Genomic DNA, 26,346 nt, shown 5'->3' with positions numbered 1-26,346 from the left:
AACTATCTCGTTAACACAAAATCAATCACTTTTTAAATATAACTTTTCTATCTTTGTGATCTAAATTTAGAACATGATTCCACAAGATACTATAGTTGCGTTGGCCACCCCTTCTGGAGCGGGTGCGATTGCTATTATTCGATTATCTGGTAAGGATGCTATTGCGATAGCAGCTGAAGTATTTCAATCGGTTTCAGGAAAGGATATTACGAAACAGAAAACCCACACGATTCATTTGGGACATATTGTAGAAAATGGAAAAGTTTACGATCAAGTATTACTTTCTATTTTCAAAGGTCCGAATTCTTACACAGGTGAAAACGTGATTGAAATTTCATGTCATGGTTCTACTTTTATCCAACAACAAATCATCCAATTATTGCTTCGTAAAGGGGCGAAAATGGCACAAGCAGGTGAATTTACCCTACGAGCATTTTTAAACGGAAAATTAGACTTATCGCAAGCAGAAGCGGTTGCTGACTTAATTGCCTCTGATAATGAAGCGAGTCACCAAATTGCCATGCAACAAATGCGTGGTGGTTTTAGTAACGAGATTACCAAACTTCGTGAAGAATTACTAAATTTTGCTTCTCTAATCGAATTGGAATTAGACTTTGCAGAAGAAGATGTAGAGTTTGCCGATAGAACCCAATTTCATGAATTATTAGAACGGATTGAATTCGTTTTAAAACGTTTGATTGATTCGTTTGCAGTAGGAAATGTGATCAAAAACGGTATTCCTGTTGCTATCGTAGGCGAACCAAACGTTGGAAAATCGACTTTATTAAATGCTTTATTAAACGAAGAACGCGCCATTGTTTCTGATATTGCAGGAACCACTCGAGATACCATTGAAGACGAATTGGTTATTAATGGTATTGGTTTTAGATTTATTGACACGGCTGGAATTCGTGAAACGAAAGATGTGGTGGAAAGTATTGGGATTCAAAAAACGTTTGAAAAAATTGAACAAGCACAGGTTGTGATATATTTGTTTGAAAGTTCTAAGTTTCAAGTTTCAGGTTCTCGTTATATTACCGAAATCGAGAAAATAAAAAACAAATACCCATTAAAACAACTTATCGTTGTAGTCAATAAAATCGATTTAATTTCGGAAGTAGAAGTGAATCAAATTCGCAAACAATTACAAGAATTAAATGTTAAATTGGCTACTATTTCAGCAAAAGAAAAATCAGGTATCGATACTTTAAAAGAAGAGTTACTTTCTTTAATAAACACTGGTGCGCTTAGAAATAACGAAACAATCGTAACCAATACACGTCATTATGACTCTTTATTGAAGGCTTTAGAAGAAATTCAAAAGGTGAAATGGGGCTTAGACTCGGGACTTTCTTCTGACTTAATGGCGATTGATATTCGCTCTGCGTTGCATTACTTTGGTGAGATTACAGGCGAAGTTACAAATGACGAGTTGCTTGGAAATATTTTTGCAAATTTCTGTATCGGGAAGTAACTATACTTCTCTTTATTGTTAAGCATCTGTTTTTGTTGTGTTTACGGATTTTTTTCTTCCTTTATTTGTTGCCAAACTGCCTTTTTTTAAATATATTTGTTGTTCAATTGTTGCCATAATATCATTTTTGTTGCCCAAATAACCAAATGATATAAAGTAGAGAAATAGTGCTACATATTGCTACACTTCGCTACCTATTGCAACATAAAGCAACATTTTATGAGCAGTAATATTTCTATTCCAAAAGTATGTAATCATTGTGGCAAAACTTATATTGCCCACAAAACCACTACAAGATATTGCAGTCACAAATGCAATCAACGTGATTACAAATTAAAAGCCAAACAGCAAAAGATTGAACAAACACTACTGGAACAACAAAACATCATTGTTTCAAAGAATGACACTCAAATCTTAAATCCTAATTCACTACTTACTAAAAACTATTTATCAATCCAAGATACTGCCGACCTCATCGGTGTAAGTCGTTGGACTATTAATAGGATGGTTAAACGTGGAGAATTACAAATTCACAAATTTGGAAGAAAGAAAATTATTCAGAAAGAGCAAATAGAAAACCTTTTTAAATCTTAACACTATGAAAGTTACACTAAGAGAAAGATTAAAAGGTAATAGCATCAGTTTATATCTTGACTATTATCACAAAGGAAAAAGAAAAAACGAGTTTTTAAGACTATACCTCAACCCAGACCCGAAAACAAAGGCTGAAAAAGATGTAAACAAAAAAACACGAGAGCTTGCAGAAACTATTCGAGCACAAAGACAAATAGAAATGCAAAACGGAACTTTTGGCTTTCATGATATTGAAAAGCTAAAAGGAAGTTTTACAGCTTATTTACTAAAGCTTTCTGAAGACCGTAATACAAGTGATGGTAATTATGGTAATTGGGATAGTATGATAAAACACTTTAAAACCTTTGCTCCTTACGATGTAAGCTTTCAAGATTTAGATAGAAAGTTAGTAGAGAATTTCAGAACCTATTTAGATTCTAAAGCAGAATCCAAAAGCAAAAAGAAACTTTCTCAAAACTCTAAATATTCATATTTCAATAAATTTAAAGCTGCACTAAAACAAGCGGTTAAAGATGGCATTATAAAAACCAATCCAGGTGAAGGTGTTGATACCTTTAAGCAAGGAGAACCGCAAAGAGAATTTCTAACTTTAGAAGAATTACAAAAATTGGTTCCAGTAGAATGTGAACTGCCAGAACTAAAAAAAGCATTTTTATTTTCAGCTCTTACAGGTTTACGTTGGTCAGATATTGAAAAACTAAAATGGTCTGAAATCCAACACTCCAATGATTATGGATATTACATAAGATTCAGACAAAAGAAAACCAAAGGAGCAGAAACACAACCAATCTCAGAACAAGCAGTAAGCTTATTAGGAGAACGCAAAGAACCTGATGATAAAATCTTTGATGCTTTGAATTATAGTGCTTGGTCAAACCTAAAATTACAACAATGGGTATATAAAGCAGGTATTCATAAAGATATTACGTTCCATTGTGCAAGGCATACTTATGCAACATTGCAATTAACACTGGGAACTGATATTTATACGGTATCAAAAATGTTAGGTCATAAAGAATTGAGAACCACTCAAATTTATGCTAAAATCATTGACGAGAAAAAACAAGAAGCTGCAAACAAAATTAAATTAGATTTCTAGTTATGAGTAAAGATATTATTAATGATCTAATCTATATAAATCCTGTATCAAAAGACAACAGAACAGATGCAAAGATTAATGAAGAACTAAAAAGTTTAGTAAAAGAATATCCTATTGCAACTCCTCTTTATGAGATTGATTTTAAAAAGGCTATTACTCCTATTCGTAAATATTACACGGAACTAATAAAAAACTTCATTACAAGTAAGCTGAACGAAATAATTTCAAACAGCAAAACAGATAAACTAGAGGAAGAATACCAATATTTATATGTAGTTGCCGAAAGCGGTATAAAACAATATTTTAATTTCATTAGAGAGCATATCGAAAATAATAATCTTACAGAAGATTTATACAAAAGTCCTTCCAGAGACAAAAAAAGCGATGAAGCTTATGTAATTCATTTTATGAAATACAATTGCATAATGTTATTTATGGAACTTCAAGAACGTTTCAAAGGCAAAGCCGAGTTTGAAATAATGGAATTGGAAGAAATACAAGAAACATATTTATATGAAGAAGCTTCAAAAGATTTAGTAATCAAACCATACGAAGGCAGTCCAGTTCATTACACCGAGAAAATCAAGGAAGACGCAAAAGCTTTCAGACCAATTAAAGGTGATTTAGAAGACAGACGAGAAAACAATAAAATAATCAAATTTGAAGATTTAATTACCAAACCTGACCAATTTGTAATTCATGAAAAAACATTGAATGAATACGGCATAATCGATAACGAATATGAGTTTATTTTCAAAAAAGGAAACAAACAGCTTTTAGCTGCATTTATATTACAACTAAAAAACAAAGGCTACTTCAATGAGTTTACTTTCCCGGGCAGAAAACCTATTAGAGATTCTAAAATCTATAATTTTTTTGAACACCGCTATGGTAAAAATAGCGATATAAATAAAGAGTTCAGAAACTTTAGAGGTAAAGATGAATTGAAATTTAAACAATTAGTAGATAAAACCTACTGGTTAGACAAAATATCCTAAAATCAAAAAGTGGTATTATCAATTCATAATACCAAACCATAATACCAAAAAATATTTTAACCTATTTATTTTCAATAGGTTACTAATACCATTTTTTCCTTTTTCTTCCTTACCAAAGTGCCTACCCTACCTTTGAAACGTAGTTGAAAACCAACTATGACATTTGGCCAGATGTCCATTTTAAATTAAATCTTTTAAGGAAGATGGACACTAATATTTTAGAAAAATTAGAACGCATTGAAAAATTGCTAGAAACACAGCAGGCAATGCAAAAGCAAGTACTAAACTTTAACGATGCTTGCATTTATTTAGAACTTTCCCAGTCACACTTGTATAAACTTACGAGTACTGGAAGCATTCCTCATTACAAACCTAATGGGAAAAAACTGTATTTCAATCGCCAAGAACTTGACAATTGGCTTTTGAGAAACAGAAGCAATTCTATTGACGAAATCGAACAAGAAGCAGCTAACTACTTAATTAAGAAAGGGAGGGTGCAATTATGATAGAGTTAATGGACTTAGCAATGGAAATGTCAAAAGACATTCAATATTTGAAAGCTTATATAGAAGCCTTAAAAAATCAAAAAAGAGGAAAGTTAAGTGATGAGTGGTTAGACAATCAAGAAGTACTACAAACACTTCATATAAGCCCACGAACACTTCAAACCTATCGTGACAATGGTACACTTCCATTCAGTAAAATTGAAGGTAAATTCTATTACAAATCAAGTGATATAGAAAACCTTTTACAGTGTAATTATACCAACAAATCAAAAGACAAGTAGTATGATTACTAAGGAAAAAATACTGAACAAAACGCACTACGGTATAAATATCTATGCGTTTATATTGAGACAGTTTTATCCTAACGCTACCGTTCTCTCTCTTCATGGGAGAGAATGTAGTGTTACTTGTAACCCTTACAATCAGGATAAAGAAACATTATTAGTAAGTATCGTAAATAATTGTGCAACGCATAAAGATGTCGAAATTTTGGATTTTCATGGTGATGTCTTCGACTTTGCTCAATTGTATTTTAAAGCCAACAATAAAAAAGAGCTATTACAAACAATAGATAAAGTATTGCATTTAAGACTAAGTGTTTCAGAAGAAAAGAATACAAATTACATAGAAAGCGAAGACACAACTTGGTATGTAAAATGCAGTTTTTACAAAGCTCCTGTAATGAACGTATTTCCATCGAAAGAATTAAAATTAAGCGAGATATACGATTTAATTACAAGCAATACTTATGAAAACGTTACAAACCATTTAAGAACGATTACAGACCTTAAAGAGAAAAAAAAGTACAAAGCTAACAAATTTGATTATGTAACCTTCTCAGGAACTTTTACCAAGCGAAACGACGAAGATTTAATCAAACATTCACTACTAATGACAATTGATTTAGATCATTTGGAAAACCTAAACCAAACTAGAGAAATGTTATTGAAAGATGAATATTTTGAAACCGAATTACTTTTCAAATCTCCTTCGGGCGATGGTTTAAAATGGATTATAAAAATTGATTTACAACAAGCAACACATCAAGAATATTATACCGCAGTATCTAATTATTTAGAGCAGCAATACAATATCAAAGTCGATGCATCGGGTAAAGACATTTCCCGAGCTTGTTTTTTATGTTATGATTCCGAAGCTTACATTAACCCTAGACACACAACAAAATGAATAAGAAAATATTTAATCCAAAAGAATGGTTAGAAGCTCCTGCAAAGCAAGAACCTCAACCAAAACAAATGCCTACTCCTATTGTTTCCGACAATCAGTTTGAAAACTATTTACAACAAATTGAATACACAGGAACCGACATAACACAGGGCTACGACAACTGGAGAAACGTAGGCTTTGCACTAGCTGACGAATTTGGCGAAATGGGTAGAGACTATTTTCACAGAATAAGTAAATTCAATAGTGCTTATGATTACAAAGAATGTGATGTACAATACAACAATTGCTTAAAAGCAAAGGGGACAGGCGTTACAATGGCTACAATCTATTATTTAGCACAACAGAACAACATTAAAATACATAATGAAAAACCAATAGTAAATAATGAAGTTACCGAAGTAAAAACAGAGAAAACTCCAGTATTTCCAAGTCATATTTACGACACCTTACCACTTTTCCTAAAAGATTGTGTTAAACCTGCAACCACAAACGAGGAAAGAGATATTTTGTTATTGGGAACACTCACAACATTAAGTGCTTGCCTACCTACCATTTATGGTATTTACGATGGTAAAAAAGTAATGGCAAACTTGTATTTATTTGTAACAGCTCCAGCATCAGCAGGAAAAGGAAGATTAACCCAATGCAAACAATTGGTGCAGCCTATTCACAGATTAAAGCGAGAACAAGCCACTTTAATAAAAAAGGAATACGAAGCTAACCTTGCAATGTACAACCAAGAAAAGGGTAAAAATCCAAATGCCGAAAAACCTGCAAAACCACCCGAAAGAATGTTGTTCATTCCTGCCAATAATAGTACAACAGGAGTATTTCAATTGTTGTTTGATAATAACGGAGAAGGATTAATTTTTGAAACCGAAGGCGATACATTAGCACAAGCATTTAAAAGCGATTATGGCAATTATTCCGATGGTTTTCGTAAAGCATATCATCACGAAACAATAAGCTATTACCGTAGAACAGACCGTGAATATGTAGATATTGAAAACCCATGTTTATCAACGGTATTATCTGGAACACCAAAGCAAGTTTCAGCTTTAATACCAAATGCAGAAAATGGTTTATTCAGTCGTTTTATGTTTTATTACATGAACATCACACCTATTTGGAAAAACGTATTTGAAATTCAAACTACAAACGGATTAGATGATTATTACAACGAACTAGGCGGACAATTTTTGGAGTTCTACAAAGCGTTAAACAACAACCCGAGTATTCAAATTAAATTGAGCCAAAGCCAACAATTACAATTCAATGAGTATTTTTCAAAAGTGCAAACCAAATATTTGAATATTCAAACCGATGATTACATTGCTACCATCAGAAGAATGGGATTAAATGCCTTTCGTCTAATGATGGTAATCACAACTTTACGAATCATGGAAGATGGCGATTGTTCCACTACTAGAGAATGTGATGATATTGATTTTCAAAATGTCCTCGATGTAGTAACGGTTTTGACACAGCATAGTAGCAAAGTGTTTAACGATTTACCTGTTGAAACTCCAGTAGCCACAAGAACAAACCGTAAAGAAAAGTTCTTGGAAATGCTTCCCGAAGCTTTCACAACAGCCGACTATTTAGCTATTGCAGAGAAATTAACTATTCCTCACAAAACTGCCGAAGGCTACATAACTGCATTTGCAAAAGTAGGTTTAATACATAGAGAAATGAATGGAAAATACCGCAACACGAGTAAACAAGGAAATAAGGATTTTAAGGGAAACTAATACAAGTTTCCCTTATTCTCTCATAACCCTCAACTGCCTTATAACTTGTGAATAACTTTTCTTTTCACTTATTTGGTTTTTTCTTACTAATCTATATATTAGACAAAATTTGACAAGTCAATAATAGTATTATGAAATACCCCATTAAAATATTTAAATTCCTTTAAAATAAAAAAGGGTATTACATATCTCCTATGACAAAAAAATAAAAATTCCGATATGAAATTTGGAGAACACATAAAACAATTGCGGGAACAAAACCACCTATTGCAAAGACAATTAGCTAATGCTTTAGATATGGATACCGCCATGCTAAGTAAGATTGAAAGAGGAGAACGAAGAGCAAAAAAGGAGCATATTCCTTTATTAGCAAGCTTACTTCACGCAAATGAAAGGGAGTTATTCACAATATGGCTAGCAGACCAAATATATGAAATAATAAAAGAAGAAAGCAATCCATCAGAAATATTACAAGTAGTTGAAAAGGAAATAAAAATTGCAAAACCTTATAATCTATAAAAGAACTTAATTAAAAAATTACAAAAAGTAAAATAATTCAGAACACAGAAGAATCTAGTAATAATTTAACTGTGTAACTGTAACAAATTAACTTTAAACCAAATAATAAAGAATGACTGATAGAGCTCAAAAACTAATCAAATATATATTCGAAACTGAAATTGATAAAATTGAAGGCTCAAGGCTTTCAGAAAATAAAGGTTTATCTGCATTATGCTTGTTATATAAAACTGATTTAAACCCAGAAGAACTTTCTAAAAAATACGGTGTCAATATTCAATTTAATAATATAAATACCGCTTCTGTACCTGAATTTATTTCAGAAATAAGCAAATATATTGATATCAAAGTATTTCAGTCAAAACCAGAAAATCAAAGCAAAACTGAATTAGCTTCAAAGTTTAAATCAGTCAATATTATCTTTTATGGTGCCCCAGGAACTGGAAAATCATATAAAGTTGATAAAATTATTGAAAATTTAGATTCACACTATTACGAAAGAATAACATTTCATCCAGAATATGATAATGCATCATTTATTGGCGGATATAAACCTATTTCTGATAAGGATTCAGCTGGCAATGATACTATTAAATATAAATTTGTACCACAAGCGTTTACAAACATTTATGAGCGTGCTTGGCAAGATTTAGAAAACCCATATTTTTTAGTTATTGAGGAAATAAATAGAGGGAATTGTGCTGAAATTTTTGGAGAAATTTTTCAATTGTTAGATAGAAATTCAAGTTATACGGTAACACCATCAAAAGAATTGAAAGAATACCTAATAAATGAAGCTTTTGAAGATGAAAATCATTTAGGCATTGTAAATGGTTTAAAACTGCCACCTAATTTAAGTATCCTTGCTACAATGAATACTTCAGACCAGTCATTATTCCCTATGGATAGTGCTTTCAAAAGACGATGGGATTGGGAATATGTTCCAATTTGTTACGAAGTATTTTATCTAGATGAAAATAATAAAAAACAGAAAAACGACTCTTTTGATTTTGAAATTAATATTGAGGATGGCAAAAAATACAGCTGGATTAAATTCATTGAAAAAATCAATTTAAACCATATAAAAGTTAATCCATCATTAGGTATGGATAAATGTATTGGAAATTACTTCATTAAACCCGATAATGGCAATGTAATATCATTAAAACCATTCGTTAATAAAGTCATATTTTACTTATGGAATGATGTATTCAAAGATGAAGATAACAAGGTTTTTGAAGAAAACACTTCTTATGAAGATTTCTTTCCAATAGAAACAAATGGAAAAAAGAAAATAAAAGAATTATTTGACAGAATTGATTTAAAAGCAATACCATCTCTAGAAATTGTAGAAGATGAAAATCCACTAGGACAAGTTGCTGAAAGTCCCGAAGAAATGGAATCTTAAGAAATGAAAATCCTAATAGAAAACGAAATATACCCAATCGATTTACTTCAAGAAGTATTTGATGATCCAAAGTTTTATAAACAAAACGGTTTGGAGGGAACAATTACGTCTGTAGGGTATTACCATTCATTTGAGAAAAATAGTTTAGTATTTATGCTGCCTAAAGTTTTTATGGCAGAGGATAAAAAAACGGTTTTTAATTGCACTAAAGATGAATTAGTTGACTTAATTGTAAATGAATCCATAAAGCATAAAACGCAATACAATTGGGTTCGTCAATTATCAGTACATTTTTATAATAGTTTAACGGAGTTTAAAAAGAGATACACCAATACTTCTATAATCCATAATACGGAAACATTTGAGTTAAACACAAATTTAGGAGACAAAGAATATTCTTTTCTAGACTTGCTATTAAGCTTTGTTAACTTCTATAAAAAGAATAAACAACAAATTTTATTCAAACATATAGAGTTTGTATCAAACCAAGCAAAAAAGCCTAAGTGGGAAAAAACAATCAGAAAGTCATTACCAATTCTAGCTAATGGTAAAACACCTATTTACGTTGAAATTACTAATAAGAAGAAAATAATAAATACTGAAGAAGAATTACTAACATACTTTTTCTCAATCCTAAATCATTTAAACACGGAGCATAATTTAAACCTAAAAATTGATAAGTCATTCAATTTCATTACAGGTAAACAATTTGAAACTTTATGTATTAATGGTTCGTCTAAACTCAGAAAAATTAAACATCGTTACTTTAATGATACCTTAAAGAAAATGTATGTTTTATGTGATTTGTATTTTTCTCAATTTGACAAAAGTAGTATTAAACGAAAAAGAGAAGATTTTTTAGCAATCAGCAATTACAACCTCGTTTTTGAGGATATGGTAGATAAATTATTCTCTGATAAATTAAATACACTTGAACTTGATGGTATTACGATAGACAAATTAAAAAACAACGATGATGGTAAAATCATTGACCATATTTATGATTATAAATCATTAATAGATACAAGTAATATTTTCTATATTGGAGATTCTAAATACTACAAATCAGATAGTGAAGCGGGTAAAGTCTCAAAGTACAAACAATTCACTTATGCTAAAAATGTGATTCAATTCAATATTGATTTACTCAACAAAAAGGGACAAAATCAGTTAGGTAATCTCAGATATAGAGATAAAATAACTGAAGGATATAACATTTCTCCTAACTTCTTCATATATGGTTATATCGATGATATTAATAATTACGATACGCACTCAATAAAGAAAAAAGGGAAACCAGTTCCCTCTTACCATTTTAAAGAACGATTATTTGACAGAGACACTCTGTTTGTTCATCAATATAAAATTAATTTTTTATTTGTTTTAAAGGCTTACACTAACTTCAATGAAAGTGAAATACAAACATTTAGGGATGAAGTAAAAGGTACCTTTAGAAATCATTTCCTTAAATTTTTTAATAAACAAGAAAAGTGCGGTTTTAAGTTTTATGAATCACTTTTAAAAACAGAAGAATACGAAACATTTGTTGTGAATAACTTTAAAAAACTAAACGGAAAATGCTTTTGCACAATAGACAATAGGTTACTCCTTGCAAAACATAATGATGATAATGAATTGGACGAAATCCTAAAACACTTTAAAAAGATTGAAAAACTAGAATAATTTAAAACAGCACAATATGAGCCAACAATTGTATTTCAACCTACTAACTTTTGACTGGCCACAAAAGCCAATAACACTTTACTTTAGTTTAGAACAAATTAAAGGAAGTGTATCGGTATATAAATCAAACCATCCAAACAACATAACAGAAATTTTCCCGAATCTAGGAAATGAGGGAATTGAGAAAATCTACACCACTTTCGATAAAAATGTCGAAGGCACTACCCCATTGGAAATTGATTTCAATGATAAGAATGTTTTTTTCTATAAAGATTTTCTAAACTACAAATTATACCATTATTTTAAATCCATATCAGGTGTAGTAGTTACCCGTAACTTTATCAAAGAACCTCAAATTTGGATTATAAATAAAACAGAAGAAAAGAAAGACTTTTGGGTATTCAATAAGTTTTCATTAAAAATCCAATTCAGTAAAGTATCAAAATTTCCTGAGTTAGTTATTGCTTATGATGACACTTCAAAAATGTGTAAAAAATCAGTTATAGAAGTATTAGAAGATGTCCCAGCAACATACATAAAAAAGATTATCAATAACAAATCTGTATTAAATTATCAAAAAATTGATGCAGAACTAAAAACAAGTCTAGACCTTGAAAAATCATGGCCTATACTTAATCGTGAGTTAGCTTCAAAACTAAATATCGATGTAGAAGTAGAAAGAACAAAAAATAGATACATACGCTACAAAACAGCTATTGATGAGTTTGTTCAAACCTATTTAAACAATGTAGATTTTAAAACCCTTATTCCCTTACATTCCTTAAACTACTTACCTGTTGAGGAAACAAGAATATTACATGTAGACAGAAGTTGCAATGACCTTGTATTCAAAGGTGGTGAAATTGGTTTTACACCAAAACTAGACTTTCCAACAAAAGGGGCTTTAGTTACATCACCAAAACCAAACATCACTATATTTTATATTTATCACGAAAGTCACGCTGAGGTATGCAAAGAATTGCATAATCATTTACAAAAAGGAACAGGAACATATTACAAAGGCTTATACAAATTTGCTAATATCGAATCCCATACCGATATGTCATTAGCAATAAAATACAAAGATGAAAATAATCCATTACCTGAGATTATAGAAAAATTAAACAATAGTAATTTCAATTACGAAAACACTTATGTAGCATTTTACATTAGTCCTATTGCAAAGTTTGACGAAGATAAAACACGTAAAAAAGTATATTACAGAGTAAAAGAAGAATTACTCAAAAGAAGAATTATTTCTCAAGTAATTGATTTTGATAAACTAAAATCAAAAATCAACAACTATCAATTCGAATTAAACAACATATCATTAGCCTTGTTAGCTAAATTAGAGGGTAAACCTTGGCAGCTTTCCACAAGTTCAAACAAAGATTTAATTATTGGTGTTGGTGCTTTTAAAAATGTAGACGAAAACACTAACTACGTGGCAAGTGCTTTTAGTTTCAACAATAGTGGTTCATTTAAAAAGTTCGAATACTTTACCAAAAGTGATACAAATCTGTTAGCAGGTTCAATTTGCGATGCAATACATCAATATGCAAACCTTGAAGAGAATCCTACTAAAGTAGTCATTCACTTTTACAAAGAAATGAGCGACAAAGAGTTAAAACCCATCATTCAAAAAATGAACAGGTTAAAACTAGATTGTCCTTTATACATAATCAACATTAATAAAACCAATTCAGAAGACTTAATTGCTTTTGACAACAATTGGTACAATCGTTTAATGCCAAAAAGTGGAACTATAATAAACATTGGGAAAAAAGAATACCTACTATTCAACAATACAAGATACAACGATTCCGAAAAACATTCAGAACAAGAAGGCTATCCATTCCCAATAAAACTAAAAATTTCGTCACCCAATAACGAAGAAGATTTAGACAATTTCGAAATCAAAAAACTAATTGAGCAAGTATATCAATTTAGTAGATTATATTGGAAATCATTAAGACAACAAAACGTACCCATAACCATCAAATACCCAGAAATGGTAGCCGAAATAGCACCACACTTCGAGAGCGGAAACATTCCACCTCACGGTAAAGAGATATTATGGTTTTTGTAATAATACAAAGAAAAGTTATGTTTTCTCATTAAAACAAATCAAATAATATTAAATTAAAAACAAAATTACTTTCATTATATTATTTGATTTATAAAATTAATAATTTAGCATTAATTAACAATACTTTAGGTAAATAAATAAAATTACAAACCAAAGAAAAATTAAATCCCTATTAAAACGATTCTTTAATTTAAAATTTTTTTTATGCATACAACCAAAATTTTAGTCCTATTAGTAGGGATGTTAGTGAGTATTAAAGTTAATGCTCAAACTTTTGACTTAAATACTAATCACACATCGATTTCAATGAAGGTTAAAAATTTAGGTCATACTGCGGATATTTTTGTAACAAACAATCATGTTTCCGATCTTTACATTGTCTCATATACAGTAGAATTTACATTAAAATGCGGTGGAACCAAAACTTATTCTGAAAACGATATAGGTATTAAAGCAGGAAAAACAGATGATACTGGTGGATGGACTATAGCTATTCCCGATGTAAAGGGTTGTGAAAAAGGTGTGTCTGGTGCTAGGCTTATAAAATTTAGTGCAAAAAAGAAAGAAACAGCTTCAACGCAAACTTCTAGTTCATCAAATTCTAGCAATATAAATATAAGTTCAAACGTAAACAATGATCCAAAACCTGGACCAAACGCTTCACTTGAAGAACTCGCAGCTTGGCAAAGAAGACAATATACGGTCAATAATACTTACACAACTACCAAAGCCTCTCAAAACAACAATAATAACAATACTTCTACAACTACCAAAAACTCTCAAAACAATAAAAACCAAGGAATGACACAAGCAGATGTAAACGCTTTGTTAGAAAGAAATGCTCAAGAAAGTAATCGAATATTGGGTATATCTCCAACAAACACCGCCAATACAACAGAACAAGTTGTTTCTGAAGGACTATGGAGCTTAGCAGACATATGGGTACAATCAAGACAAGAAAGACTTGAACGAGAAGAACGAGAAGAAGAAAGAAAACGTATTGTGGCAGAAAACGAAAGGATTAAAAATGAAAACCTAAAAAGGATAATAGACAATAGATCTGTATTCATCAACAAATTTAATGCTAAAGATATTCCATTATCATCGCGTGAACAAGCAAATAAAATATATTATTTCATATATGCTTTTGAAAATAATAATCTTAATCAAGAATATGGAGCAACGGTTTATGTTTCAAATGTTTTTGAAATAGGCACTTTCAGTGACGGTACCAGGGCTTACACATCAACGGTTAAAAGCGAGATAATTAATTTAACACCCTTCAATGAAGTGCTTCATGGATATTATTATTCAGAGGCAGAAGCCGAAAATCTTAGAGAATCCTTCATCAATTTATTAAAAAGTAATGGAGTGTCTATCAACAACATTTTTTACAAAGGTAAACCGGGTACAAAAACTACCACTGTAAATAACAATTCTAAAAACACAAACGAATCAAAATACGGCAAGACAATAAAAATTAATGATCAAAATTTTGCACCTGCCACACTCAACGACCCTAAACCAACCGAAGTACCCAAACGCAATATAGAAAAAGCAACGGAGGAAGAAAAAAAGAAACAAAGCAAGTACGGTAAAACTATTAAAATAGACTAATCATGAAGATTATTACAACATTTTTATTAATTTTTATTAGCACAATTACTTTAGCACAAGGCGGGGCATTAGCCGACCTGAAATTTGAAGAAGCCGAGATAGCTTTCAACAATCAAAATTATGAAACTACAATTAAGAAATTAGATGAATTTGACAAACAATATGGCTCTGTGTCCGCAAAATCGTTGTATTTGCGTATCGTTTCGCAGGACAAGCTGTTTGTTCCAAATGAGTTATACAAAAATGAAACGCAAATAGACTTATTGGTTTCATTACTAAAAAATACTTCTTCTTATCTCAAAGCAATGGGTGGCGAAGAATTGGATGATAAATTTAGAGAAGTTTACAATATTAATGAAAAACTGAAAGATTACCCAAAAAACAAAGCCGAATGGAAGAAAAAAAAGGAGGAAAAAGACCAGTTATTGGCCGAAGAAAAAATAAGAGCAAAAAAAAAGAAACTAGAACGTTTAGCTAAAATCAAGGATTATGACGATAAAAAAGACGAATATTACCGTGAAATCGCCCCAAAAATAGACGCTTGGGAGTATAAAGAAGGAATCAAAATAGGAATGGATTTTAACGATTTTGAAAGTACTCATAAAGATTGGTTTAAAAAAACTTATAAAACACGATACGGATATGAAAAAAAATTTTCCAAAAAACATATACCAAATAGTTTAGAATCAATAGGTCTAAAAGATAATAAGATTATATTTTATGAATTTGAAGTAATTAATAGAGATGACGAGTCGGGTCATTTCAAAAGCATACTTGATAATCTGAAAGCATACTTTGGCGAAAACCTTGTATTTGATAGGTATTCACAGGATAAATATAATAATTATTATGTCATAAAATCACCATATTCCAAAAGTAAGATTATAGTTTTGAATGTGTTCCGCACAATCAAAATATTAAAAATGATAGGGGATTTTTTGGAACCCCAAGATTATGAACGCGATATTGATAGAATTAATAAATATTCTGAAGAAGCCTATGATTTGGATTATTTGAACCGATTTACAGGATTATATGGTAATGTAGAAAATGGATTGTTTACATTTAAGCGGGTAGAGAATTTTCCGATATTAGAAATGTCGAGAGGTAAAGATGCTAGTGAATATTGGTATTTTGTCCGTAAAAAAAATAAAGATGAATTTGTTTGTTCTTATAAAATAGTTGACAAAAAAAAATTCGATTATGACAAAGATGAGCTAATCTTTAACATCGAACAAAATAAATTAATAATAAAATTCAATGGAAAAGAAGATGTTTATTTCTTTATAAGAGATAACTAATTCAAAATTTTATCAAATATGAAAACCAAAGTACTTTTTCTATTATTTTTTACATTTTTGTGCGAAACAATTTTCGCACAAGGCGGGGCATTAGCCGACCTAAAATTTGAAGAAGCCGAGATAGCTTTCAACAATCAAAATTATGAAACTACAATTAAGAAATTAGATGAATTTGATAAAACTTATGGAAAGATTACAGCCAAATCTCTTTATCTGAGAATTGTTTGTCAGAATAAACTATTAATTAAAGACAAAATTTTTGAAAGTGAAGAAGAATTTAATTTATTACTATCTTTAAGAAAAAACGTTTCCATATACATTAAAGCAATGGAAAGCGAAGAACTAGACGATAAATTTCGTGAGATTTATAAAATAAACGAAGATTTAAAAATATACCCTGCAACTATTAAAGATTATAAATTAGCAATAACAAAGCTGAATCAAAGCATGATAATAGATGACTATGTCAAAGTACAAAATTCAGAATGCATGTATTTTAAAGATGTAAAAGATAAAGTCATTTACTTTTGGGAGGGGGCTTGTAGTAATGGTTTTTTATCTGGTTATGGAGTCTTAACTTCGTATTTTATAGGAACAAATGTTGTTTATTCCAGAGTTGAGGGTAATTTTTCTAATGGTAGAGAGGAAGGTAATTGTACCGTAACTTGGTATAATGGAAATAAATATGAAGGTAACTTAAAAAATGGTAAAAGATCTGGATATGGTATTGTTACTGGACCTAACTTAAAATATGAAGGAAATTTTGAAAATGATTTTTTTGATGGTTTTGGAAAATTAACAAATTCTAAAAATCAGATTTTTGAAGGGCAATTCAAAAAGGGCAGAACCTTTTCAGGTCGTTGGTATGATAAAAAGTCAGGACAACTGATAAAAGAAATTATAAACGGGCAATAAAATATATTATTTTATAGTCAATTAGGTAATGCTAAAACAAGTGAGTAAGCCAGCAAAAATTTGAAAAAGTGCAAATAACCATCAAGTATCAAAATTACGAAACTACTATAAAAAAATATATGAGTTTGATAAGCTAAAAGCAACAATGCAATGTAAATCACTATATCTAAGAATTATTGCATATAATAAGTTATTTGAACCTTCTAAACTTTACGAAAGAGAAAGTCAATTGAATTTCTTACCTTAATTTAGAAAAAATACAAATGCATATTTAAAAGCAATGGTAAGTATTATATTAGATTAAAGATTTAAAGTGGTTTATGGTATTAGTAAAAAAATAAAGATGGAAAAAATATTACATGGTCGTAATCATTATAAAGTAGTTTTAGAAGAGGAATTGATAAACAATGGTGCTTTTATGCATAACATAACAGATAAAGAAAATAATTAGGAACGCTATCGCTGTCGTATTTGCATCCCACCCAGCCCAACGCTCCCCACCGCACAAGTGGTTTCTCCCAACGCACTCAGCACTTGTTTTTCCCTATGTGCTGTACTTTTCCTTGTCTGTTTTATTCTCCCAACCCCATCGCACATAAAACAGCCAGATAAAAGCACTGCACTCCCAACCCAAAAACAAGAGCTGAAACCCAACGCTAAAACCACTCCCAAGCAATATTTACATAATGATGGCAACATTATAGTTCAAAAAAAAGAGATAATATTGGAAAAGCGTTATTTTTTTGAACTATAATTTCATTATGTAAAATAGCCGCACTCCAACGCTCCCACCCGAATTACGTAAGTAATCACGACCTCCTTAAAAAAACAAATAATCATCTTCGGGAGTAAATAGGAACAGTATTTTCATTGTTTTTTGAAGGTGCAATACAATTCCATAACAACACTTCAGCAAGCATTGAAAACCCTAATTTCAATCAACACCCTTGCACCCTCAAAAATCAAAACCTAAAAAGAGTAACAAATTTTTGTGCTGGATATAAAGCAGTTTTATTTGTTTTTTCAATGGTTTTTATATCCATCCCATAAAATTTGTTACCCTTTCAGAACTACCCGATTCAAAAAGAAAATCCCACCAAAAAACAACTCCCGATTAAGTCAAGGAAACAAAACAAAAAAATAAAAAAAAGAATGCAAAGGTAAGTTTCGGGTTTACAAAAAAGCAAGTTCAAGCCTACGGTTTTTAAAAAAATCTCCACCCAAACATTTCCAATCCACTTCCCGATTAAACAACGAAAACCCTATTCCAGTTCAACCATATGGGTAGTATTTTTTTAAAAAAACTTGCTTTTTTGAAACCCTACACTAGAACAGATGGCTTTCTTTTTTTTCCTTTTTTCTTTTGAAAAATTTTATGGCGAAGCATGAAATGCGAGCATATCTTTAAATCCGATATTATGACTTATCACAACGTATTTACACACCAAAAAGACAGAGTTTACAGCCAACCCCACTTCTTCGTTTTAAGCAAAGGAAACAATAGCGGAAAACCTCTAAAAGAACCTTGCCCGAACTGCTTCGTAATACTGGTAAAAACCGAAGAAGAAGCCGAAAACCTCTATTGGATAGCATTAAGCTTATGGAAATCAAAATTCTGGTATCAACACCTAGTCGGTTCAGTTATTCCGTTTCTTCGATTACAGGAGTTTAAAAGCAATTTCAGAGATAAAGTTTTACAAATCTACAAGGAACACAAAAAACACACTGAAAACGTAGAAAAACTCAAAAAACTAGAAAGTCTATCAACTATCTACAGCAAAAATTTAGACACCATAGAAAGATTAAAAGCTGCAATACTTCATTATTACCTCTAATCCCAGCCCGATTTTTTCGGGCTATTTCTTTAAAAATCACATTGAAAATTTGTCATATATGACACTAAAAAAATGTCCCTGCATTATTTTGCACTTTGTCATAAATAACTTGTCACAACCCAAACAAAGCAACAGAACGCAAACGACTGCAAAGCCTTATTTCACAATAGTTTAGCACAATTATTGCCCTATATTTACACAAATGGTACAGCTCTTGGACAAAGCCGTACCAAGTCCAAGTAAGTTATTAATTCATAAAAATTTTCATCTAATGGGAAAAATTAATCAAGGTATTCTAGGAGGAGTATCAGGTAAAGTAGGTAATGTTATTGGTGGTAACTGGAAAGGGATTGACTACATCAGAGTTAAACCTTCAAATGTTGCAAATCCGAGAACAGCAGGTCAAGTAATGCAAAGAACAAAATTTACTGTGACTTTAGAGTTTTTACAAGCGATTAAGCCTTTTGTTAAAGCAGGTTACAGAAACCTTGCAAACAAAAAGACAGAGTTTAATGCTGCAATGTCTTACATCTTAAACAATGCAATTACAGGAGTAGATCCTGACTTCATTGTAGATTACACATTAGCACTTTTGAGTAGAGGTGGTTTATCAATGCCTTTAAACCCTTCAGCTGATGCTTCAACTTCTGGAGAGGTTACATTCACTTGGGGAGACAACTCGGCTGAGAGTAATGCAAATGCTACTGATAAAGTAATGTTGTTAGTTTACAACCCAGCTAAAAAAGAATCTGTTTCAATTGTTGGGGATGGAAACACTCGTGTTGATGGTTCTTACAACGTAGCTATTCCAACTACCTATGCAGGAGACACTTTAGAGCTTTTTATAGCGTTTATGTCGGCTGATGGAACACAACTATCAAACAGCATGTATTTAGGCTCTCAAATCGCAGGATAAGTTTAAATTACTTAGAATTAAGTCGCTCATAGTAGCGACTTTTTTTATATATTTACATGCTGACAAATAAATCAACTTTCCTTTATTTACTTGTTTTTAAGCCTTTATTTATAAGAATTTGATGCTTATTTGTTGCCCAAACCTTGTAAAGCATTATAAATACTACTAACTTCAAATATTGTATCGGAAAGTAAACCTTAATGGATTCACTAACACAAATCGCACTAGGAATTGCTACAGCCGAATTGGTTGCAGGTAAAAAACTGCAAAACAAAACGTTTTTGTATGGTGCTATTTTAGGTACAATTCCCGATTTAGATATTATAGTGGGAAAGTTTCTTAGTGATGTTGGAGGTGTCGCTATTCATCGAGGGTTGAGTCATTCCCTACTCTTTTTTGCGTTTTTGTCGCCAATATTAGGTTGGATAATTTCTAAAATTGAAAAGAATTTAATCAGCTTCAAAAGTGCTTCTTTATTGGCGTTTTGGTGTTTATTTACCCATGTTTTACTAGACTTGTTTACCTCTTGGGGAACTCAAATACTTTGGCCTTTGGATTACCGATTTGCCTTGAAAACCATCTTCGTAATTGATCCTTTATACACGATTCCTCTTTTAATTTGCTTAATTTTTGTTTGGAAAAATAAAGGGTCTTTAACTCGAAGAAAATATCTGATTCGCGGTTTGGTAATTAGTTCTGCGTATTTACTTCTAACTTGTATTTTGAAACTTTTTGCGGTGCAGCAATTCGAAAACGCATTAAAAAATCAAAAAATAACTTACCAAGAATTGATTGTAAAACCCACTGCTTTCAATTGTATTCTTTGGAATGCGAATATTGCCACTTCAAAAGGCTATTATCTTGCTGATTATTCTCTATTTGATTCCCAAGCAATTAGTTTTACTTTCTATCCTAAAAATCAAAAATTAGAAGAAAAATTAATAAATTCGTATGATTTCCAACAACTTAAGAAAATTAGCGAAGGTTGGTATTTGATTACTGAACAAAATAATCGCTTATATTTTAATGATTTGCGATTTGGTTTATTGAACGATAATCCTGAAAATCCTCAGTTTGCTTTTAGTTACCAAATGATACCAATCTCTGATGGAATTTATTGGGCTGAGGAAGTTCCAAAAGCCAAAAGAGATGGAAAAGCATTATTACAAAAGATTTTTACACGTTTAAAAGGTAATTAAGGTATGGCAAAATATTCGGTAGTTTTTCAACCTTCTGAAAGCGTTATCGAAGCAGTCAAAGAACTCAAAGAACAATTGAGTGCTAAAATTGGATGGTATCCAAGTAAGAATTCTTTAGCGCACGTAACTATTTGTGAGTTTGAATACGATTTGACTACTTATGAAAATATAAAATCGAGAATTGCCAATTACTGCCGTTATCAAATTCCTTTTGAAGTGACCTTTAATGCTTTCGAACAATATCCAAATGGTGCCTTTTTCATTGCACCTGACAAAGAAAGTAAAAGTAAAATGGCTGCCATTATGAAGGAAATTCCAAAACAAATTCAATTTCCAGTAAATCATAAAAGTTCAGAACCACATATTTCTATTGGAAGAAAACTTACTGAAGATCAAATCAAAATTGCTTACCGTTTATTTGATGCTGTAAATTTGAATTTCATTTGCATAGGCATCACGATCCGAATTTTTAATCCCGATAGAAAACAATATGATGTACTAGAAACTATACCTTTTCTGAGTGAAATCGAACCTGAAAAAGAACAATTGACCTTATTTTAATTATTCTTTCGTACTCATTTTAATTTGCAAATGATTTAATAAAACTTGGTACTTGCTAATTTCTCTCAAAACCACTTCGTCATCTGTACTATCAATCATTTCATCTAATACATCACTTACTTCAATCAGTAAAATACTGGCTTCCGAAAAGTTCTTAATCGCCATATTGTCGATGATTAATTGAATGTCTTTTTTTATTTCGTCGAATTGTGTTTCCATATTTTAAAATAATTCTTTTTTTATTGTCGCTAAGGATTGATGATCCGTAATTAACTTTTGAATAATTTCTTTTCGAAGTTGTTCCAAATCATCAAAATCCAAATATTTTGCCCATATATCAGATTCCAAAATTTCTTTTATCTGTCGGATGACTTTTGCAGTTTCGGAAGCATTTCGTAAAACAGCTTTTCCGTCGTAATTCGGATTATTTTTGTGTTGGAAAGTTACTTCTTTGGTTTCGAAATTAACTTCTATGTAGAAAAAGTTTTCAGTTTCGTTATTCGGATAGAAATCTGTCCATTTGGCATAACCAATTCGTTCTTTCTGATTTGGATTCTTAATTTCGGAAATCAAACGCCACCTACAATTCGCGGCTCTTCCCCAATGATTCGAAATACGATAAACACCTTCCTCTGTAAAACAATAACCACTACCCGATTTACTTTTGTAATGCCACTCGATATTTGGAATCACATTCGTATCGACTTCAATAAACTCACAAAAAGTATATTTGTGGAAATTGGTCTTATTGTATTTTTTTGGAGTCATAAAGTGTCGATTCGATTTCTTTGTAACAAAAGTAACATTTGATTTTTAAAGAATCGTCGTATCTTTACAAAAAAAGGATTACAAATGAGAGCTATTTTAGATCAAGCCTACAGCTATATTTTTGAGGAAGCTTTATTGGACGAAATTGCAAAAGTGGCAATTTACAAGGAATTTAAAGCCGATGATTACCTGATTGAAATTGGGGATTATATCAAAACGATGCCGCTTTTATTAACTGGCGCGATTAAAATATTAAGAGAAGATGAAAATGGCGATGAATTATTGTTGTATTTCCTAGAGCGTGGCGATACGTGTGCTATGACCTTGACGTGTTGTATGGGACAATCGAAAAGTCGCATTCGTGCTATTGCCGAAACCGATGGAGCAATGTTAATGATTCCAGTAGAAAAAATGGAAGAATGGTTGACCAAATACAAAACGTGGAGAAACTTCGTTTTTGACAGCTACAATGTCCGTTTAAACGAAATGTTAGAAGCGATTGACACCTTGGCTTTCATGAATTTAGACGAACGTTTGTACAAATATTTAACTGATAAAGCAAAAGTAATTGGCGATACCGAAATCAAAAACACACACCAAGAGATTGCTTATGAAATGCATACATCGAGAGTTGTAATTTCGCGTTTATTAAAAGCATTAGAATTGCAAGGAAAAATCAAATTGCACCGAAACAAAATTGAAATCCTTCAATTCTAATGGAGATTTTAGGCTACATTGGCGCGTTGTTTATTGGATTAGTTTTAGGACTAACAGGCGGTGGTGGATCTATTTTAACCGTACCCATTTTGGTCTATTTGATGAGTATAAATCCCGTTACAGCAACCGCTTATTCCTTATTTATTGTTGGAACAACTTCTACTTTTGGCGCGATTCAAAACTACCGAAAAAACTTAGTTGATATTAAAAACGGATTCCTATTTGCAATTCCTTCATTCATAGCAGTTTACTTAACTCGAAAATTTATTGTTCCCAAAATTCCTAAAGTCTTAATAGAATCTCCTTTTCTCATTACAAAAGAAACATTCTTGATGTTATTTTTTGCTGTGATTATGATTTTTGGAGCTCTTTCAGTTTTAAAAAAGAAAAGTCAAAACATCAATGATGAAGAGAAAAGAAATGCCATTTTAATCGGAATTCAAACTTTTATAATCGGAATCATAATTGGATTAGTCGGAGCAGGTGGCGGATTTTTAATTATTCCATCATTAATTTTGTTTGCTAAATTACCGATGAAGAAAGCCGTTGGAACTTCCCTATTTATAATTGCCATGAACTCATTGGTAGGATTTATCGGTGATGTGCAGAATTTGGAAATCGATTGGCTATTTTTGTTAACGTTTTCGGCTATTTCAATAGTAGGAATATTTCTAGGCATGTACCTTACTAAATACACAAATGAAAGCCAATTAAAAAAGATTTTTGCTTACTTTGTATTGGTAATGGCTGCCATTATCTTGTTAAAAGAAATGTAAATGTAACTTTGGGTACAGAAGAAATAAATTTTAGAACGTAAATTTGTAAAAAATAAGATTATTATGAAAATCGAACAAATATATACCGGATGCATTGCTCACGCAGCGTATTACATTGAAAGCAATGGCGAAGCGGCAATCGTAGATCCATTGAGAGAAGTACAACCTTACATCGAAAAAGCGAATAAAGACAACGCTAAAATCAAATACATTTTTGAAACACATTTTCATGCTGATTTCGTTTCGGGACATTTAGACTTGGCTAAGAAAACCGGTGCTTCTATCGTTTACGGTCCAACAGCAAAACCAAACTTTGAGTGCATTGTAGCTACTGACGGACAAGAGTTTAAAGTAGGAAATGTAACTATTAAAGCGATTCACACACCGGGTCACACCTTAGAAAGTACGTGTTATTTAGTTACAGATGAAACTGGAAAACAACACGGAATTATCACCGGAGATACTTTATTTATTGGAGATGTGGGTCGTCCTGATTTGGCTCAAGAATTGGTAGAAGATTTAACACAAGAAATATTAGCAGGACATTTATTCGATTCGTTACGCAATAAAATTATGCCTTTGAGTGATGATTTAATTGTCTATCCAAATCACGGTGCAGGAAGTGCTTGTGGAAAAAACATGAGTAAAGAAACCACCGATACTTTAGGCAATCAAAAGAAAGTCAACTACGCTTTAAGAGCCGATATGACTAAAGAAGAATTCATTAAAGAATTATTAGATGGGTTAACGCCTCCTCCTGCTTATTTTCCACAAAATGTATTGATGAACATTCAAGGATATGAAAGTTTAGATGCGGTAATGTCAAAAGCAGAAACACCTTTACATCCAAAAGAATTTGAAGCCGTTGCAAATCAAACAGATGCCTTAATTTTAGATGTTCGAAATGAGAATGATTTCGTAAAAGAACATATTCCAGGATCAATTTTTATTGGATTACATGGGCAATTTGCTCCTTGGGTAGGGGCTTTAATTAGAGATACCAAACAACCTATTTTATTAATTACTCCTGAAGGAAAAGAAGTAGAAACCATCACCAGATTATCTCGTGTAGGATTTGATAATACATTAGGTTTCTTATTAGGAGGAATCGAAGCATGGAAAGCTGCAGGTTACGAAATCGATAGCATTGAATCGATTTCACCAGAAGTTTTCGCATCACAATACGAAACCGCACCAGTAATCGACTCAAGAAAACCAGGAGAATTTACAGCCGAACATGTCGTAAATGCTAAAAACATCCCATTAGATTACGTTAACGAACAATTAGCCGAAGTGCCAAAAGACGAAAAATTCTTCATTCATTGTGCAGGTGGTTACCGCTCGGTAATCATGTCATCAATCTTAAAAGCAAGAGGCTACCACAACATGATAAACGTAGAAAAAGGAATGTCCGGCATCAGAACGACGGATATTCCTTTAACAGCTTATGTTTGTCCGAGTACGTTAAAATAAAACAATTTAGATAAAATACGAAATCCGACTCTTTTAAAGTCGGATTTTTTTATATCCCCATATACTTATATAAAATGACATTAATTACTATCTTTATTGAAAACTAATTTATCTAGTTAATATAATGTCCGTTTATAAGAAAATTAAAGAATTCATACTAGGAAAAGATATAAGATACATTTGGGAGCAATTTGCTACTGAAAGAAATGGGATATTAAAATCTGAAAGTGGTGATTTATTTGTAACCTATGAGCATTCAGGTTTTAGATATAATATTGCAAACAAAACCTATTATGTCACTTCAGGTGGAAGAACATTTGAGAAAAAATACATGATTGGGATTGTCGAATTCTTCAATCCTATTAAAATCGAATTGTGTATCACCCAAGAAGATATTCTAACAAAAATTGGCAAAGTTTTTAATCGAAAAGATATTACGATTAATAATAAAGATTTTGATAAAAAATACTTCCTCCAAAGTAATCATGAATATAAGGCTATCGCCATTTTAAAAAATGAAATCTTGATAAATCAAATCATTTCTTTACAACCAGATAGATTAGAAATCATTAATGATAAAGGATTATTTAATGAACTTCCCGAAGATGGAAAATATATGCTCTATTATGCTAAACAAGAAAAATTAAAAACAAATAGAACAACTTAATAATATCCATTTCCTATTGAATAATTTCATTGAAATTTTAAAAGATAACTATTCAATTCATTAAATCAATTTGATAAGAAGTCTACTATTTGTAAAAACAAAAAAATCCTAACCGTTGAAAGTTAGAATTTCTTATTTAGAGTCCCGTTGGGACGGCATATTGGTAACAAAAAACCCCTCATCGAATGATGAAGGGTTTTCAAAAAAAAGGCGGCGACATACTCTCCCACATAAATGCAGTACCATCTGCGCAGTCGGGCTTAACTTCTCTGTTCGGAATGGGAAGAGGTGA

At 31.4% G+C, this 26,346-nt stretch carries 25 protein-coding genes and 1 rRNA gene; 23 read left to right on the top strand and 3 right to left on the bottom strand.

Going from position 1 to position 26,346, the window contains the following annotated elements:
- The first annotated feature begins 73 nt into the window (after positions 1-73).
- From mnmE to NAT47_RS08215, 19 genes are all read left to right on the top strand, one after another.
- Positions 74-1,474 carry a tRNA uridine-5-carboxymethylaminomethyl(34) synthesis GTPase MnmE gene (gene mnmE / locus NAT47_RS08305; RefSeq protein WP_250581931.1) on the top strand — a complete coding sequence of 467 codons (1,401 nt, stop codon included), beginning with the start codon at positions 74-76 and terminating at the stop codon, positions 1,472-1,474.
- Between the two features lie 219 nt (positions 1,475-1,693).
- Complete coding sequence (locus NAT47_RS08300; protein WP_026726309.1) at positions 1,694-2,068, top strand: helix-turn-helix domain-containing protein; 375 nt, start codon at positions 1,694-1,696, stop codon at positions 2,066-2,068.
- A gap of 4 nt (positions 2,069-2,072) precedes the next feature.
- Positions 2,073-3,167 carry a site-specific integrase gene (locus tag NAT47_RS08295; protein ID WP_250581930.1) on the top strand — a complete coding sequence of 365 codons (1,095 nt, stop codon included), beginning with the start codon at positions 2,073-2,075 and terminating at the stop codon, positions 3,165-3,167.
- 2 nt (positions 3,168-3,169) lie between these two features.
- Positions 3,170-4,165, top strand: coding sequence for a DUF6617 family protein (locus NAT47_RS08290; protein WP_250581929.1), 996 nt, complete (start codon positions 3,170-3,172; stop codon positions 4,163-4,165).
- A gap of 203 nt (positions 4,166-4,368) precedes the next feature.
- The gene (locus NAT47_RS08285) at positions 4,369-4,671 is read left to right on the top strand and encodes a helix-turn-helix domain-containing protein (protein ID WP_250581928.1); all 303 of its coding nucleotides are present in this window, start codon (positions 4,369-4,371) and stop codon (positions 4,669-4,671) included.
- Positions 4,668-4,952 carry a helix-turn-helix domain-containing protein gene (locus tag NAT47_RS08280; RefSeq protein WP_250581927.1) on the top strand — a complete coding sequence of 95 codons (285 nt, stop codon included), beginning with the start codon at positions 4,668-4,670 and terminating at the stop codon, positions 4,950-4,952. The genes NAT47_RS08285 and NAT47_RS08280 overlap by 4 nt, the downstream gene beginning before the upstream one ends.
- Before the next feature lies 1 nt (position 4,953).
- Positions 4,954-5,859, top strand: coding sequence for a BT4734/BF3469 family protein (locus tag NAT47_RS08275; protein ID WP_250581926.1), 906 nt, complete (start codon positions 4,954-4,956; stop codon positions 5,857-5,859).
- A complete protein-coding gene (locus tag NAT47_RS08270; protein WP_250581925.1) occupies positions 5,856-7,610 on the top strand; it encodes a DUF3987 domain-containing protein in 1,755 nt (584 codons plus the stop codon). Before NAT47_RS08275 ends, NAT47_RS08270 begins: the two co-directional genes overlap by 4 nt.
- A gap of 219 nt (positions 7,611-7,829) precedes the next feature.
- Entirely contained in the window at positions 7,830-8,129 is a 300-nt protein-coding gene (locus tag NAT47_RS08265) for a helix-turn-helix domain-containing protein (RefSeq protein WP_250581924.1), read from the top strand.
- A gap of 112 nt (positions 8,130-8,241) precedes the next feature.
- Positions 8,242-9,537: an McrB family protein gene (locus tag NAT47_RS08260; RefSeq protein WP_250581923.1), complete on the top strand. Its 1,296-nt coding sequence runs from the start codon at positions 8,242-8,244 to the stop codon at positions 9,535-9,537.
- Positions 9,538-9,540: 3 nt separating this feature from the next.
- Positions 9,541-11,220, top strand: coding sequence for a hypothetical protein (locus NAT47_RS08255; protein WP_250581922.1), 1,680 nt, complete (start codon positions 9,541-9,543; stop codon positions 11,218-11,220).
- 16 nt (positions 11,221-11,236) lie between these two features.
- Entirely contained in the window at positions 11,237-13,309 is a 2,073-nt protein-coding gene (locus tag NAT47_RS08250) for a Piwi domain-containing protein (RefSeq protein WP_250581921.1), read from the top strand.
- Between the two features lie 204 nt (positions 13,310-13,513).
- Positions 13,514-14,926 (top strand): hypothetical protein, encoded by a 1,413-nt coding sequence (locus NAT47_RS08245; protein WP_250581920.1) that lies wholly within the window; start codon positions 13,514-13,516, stop codon positions 14,924-14,926.
- 2 nt (positions 14,927-14,928) lie between these two features.
- Positions 14,929-16,227, top strand: coding sequence for a hypothetical protein (locus NAT47_RS08240; RefSeq protein WP_250581919.1), 1,299 nt, complete (start codon positions 14,929-14,931; stop codon positions 16,225-16,227).
- An 18-nt stretch (positions 16,228-16,245) separates the two neighbouring features.
- The gene (locus NAT47_RS08235) at positions 16,246-17,142 is read left to right on the top strand and encodes an MORN repeat-containing protein (protein ID WP_250581918.1); all 897 of its coding nucleotides are present in this window, start codon (positions 16,246-16,248) and stop codon (positions 17,140-17,142) included.
- 1,418 nt (positions 17,143-18,560) lie between these two features.
- Entirely contained in the window at positions 18,561-18,977 is a 417-nt protein-coding gene (locus NAT47_RS08230) for a DUF6943 family protein (RefSeq protein WP_250581917.1), read from the top strand.
- A 271-nt stretch (positions 18,978-19,248) separates the two neighbouring features.
- Positions 19,249-19,893 carry a DUF6266 family protein gene (locus NAT47_RS08225; RefSeq protein WP_250581916.1) on the top strand — a complete coding sequence of 215 codons (645 nt, stop codon included), beginning with the start codon at positions 19,249-19,251 and terminating at the stop codon, positions 19,891-19,893.
- Between the two features lie 200 nt (positions 19,894-20,093).
- Positions 20,094-21,092 carry a metal-dependent hydrolase gene (locus NAT47_RS08220; protein WP_250581915.1) on the top strand — a complete coding sequence of 333 codons (999 nt, stop codon included), beginning with the start codon at positions 20,094-20,096 and terminating at the stop codon, positions 21,090-21,092.
- A 3-nt stretch (positions 21,093-21,095) separates the two neighbouring features.
- On the top strand, positions 21,096-21,653 hold the full coding sequence (locus NAT47_RS08215) for a 2'-5' RNA ligase family protein (protein WP_250581914.1): 558 nt from the start codon (positions 21,096-21,098) through the stop codon (positions 21,651-21,653).
- Here NAT47_RS08215 and NAT47_RS08210 read toward each other — a convergent pair whose 3' ends face one another.
- Positions 21,654-21,872, bottom strand: coding sequence for a hypothetical protein (locus tag NAT47_RS08210; protein WP_250581913.1), 219 nt, complete (start codon positions 21,870-21,872; stop codon positions 21,654-21,656).
- Between the two features lie 3 nt (positions 21,873-21,875).
- Positions 21,876-22,421, bottom strand: a complete 546-nt coding sequence (locus NAT47_RS08205) for a hypothetical protein (protein WP_250581912.1) — start codon at positions 22,419-22,421, stop codon at positions 21,876-21,878.
- Between the two features lie 84 nt (positions 22,422-22,505).
- On the opposite strand from NAT47_RS08205, the gene NAT47_RS08200 reads away from it, so the two are divergent.
- The 4 genes from NAT47_RS08200 (at position 22,506) to NAT47_RS08185 (ending at position 26,054) form a co-directional block, all read left to right on the top strand.
- Positions 22,506-23,138, top strand: coding sequence for a Crp/Fnr family transcriptional regulator (locus NAT47_RS08200; RefSeq protein ID WP_026726080.1), 633 nt, complete (start codon positions 22,506-22,508; stop codon positions 23,136-23,138).
- Positions 23,138-23,914, top strand: coding sequence for a sulfite exporter TauE/SafE family protein (locus tag NAT47_RS08195; protein WP_250581911.1), 777 nt, complete (start codon positions 23,138-23,140; stop codon positions 23,912-23,914). The genes NAT47_RS08200 and NAT47_RS08195 overlap by 1 nt, the downstream gene beginning before the upstream one ends.
- Positions 23,915-23,977: 63 nt before the next feature.
- Positions 23,978-25,387 (top strand): MBL fold metallo-hydrolase, encoded by a 1,410-nt coding sequence (locus NAT47_RS08190; protein ID WP_250581910.1) that lies wholly within the window; start codon positions 23,978-23,980, stop codon positions 25,385-25,387.
- 124 nt (positions 25,388-25,511) lie between these two features.
- On the top strand, positions 25,512-26,054 hold the full coding sequence (locus NAT47_RS08185; protein ID WP_250581909.1) for a hypothetical protein: 543 nt from the start codon (positions 25,512-25,514) through the stop codon (positions 26,052-26,054).
- Positions 26,055-26,259: 205 nt separating this feature from the next.
- Here NAT47_RS08185 and rrf read toward each other — a convergent pair.
- Positions 26,260-26,346, bottom strand: a 5S ribosomal RNA gene (gene rrf / locus NAT47_RS08180); the annotation flags it as partial.

The sequence above is a fragment of the Flavobacterium fragile genome (genome assembly GCF_023634865.1).
GTDB lineage: Bacteria > Bacteroidota > Bacteroidia > Flavobacteriales > Flavobacteriaceae > Flavobacterium > Flavobacterium fragile.
The sequence above is the reverse complement of the archived record's forward strand: the minus strand, read 5'-3'. Positions and strand labels throughout refer to the sequence as shown.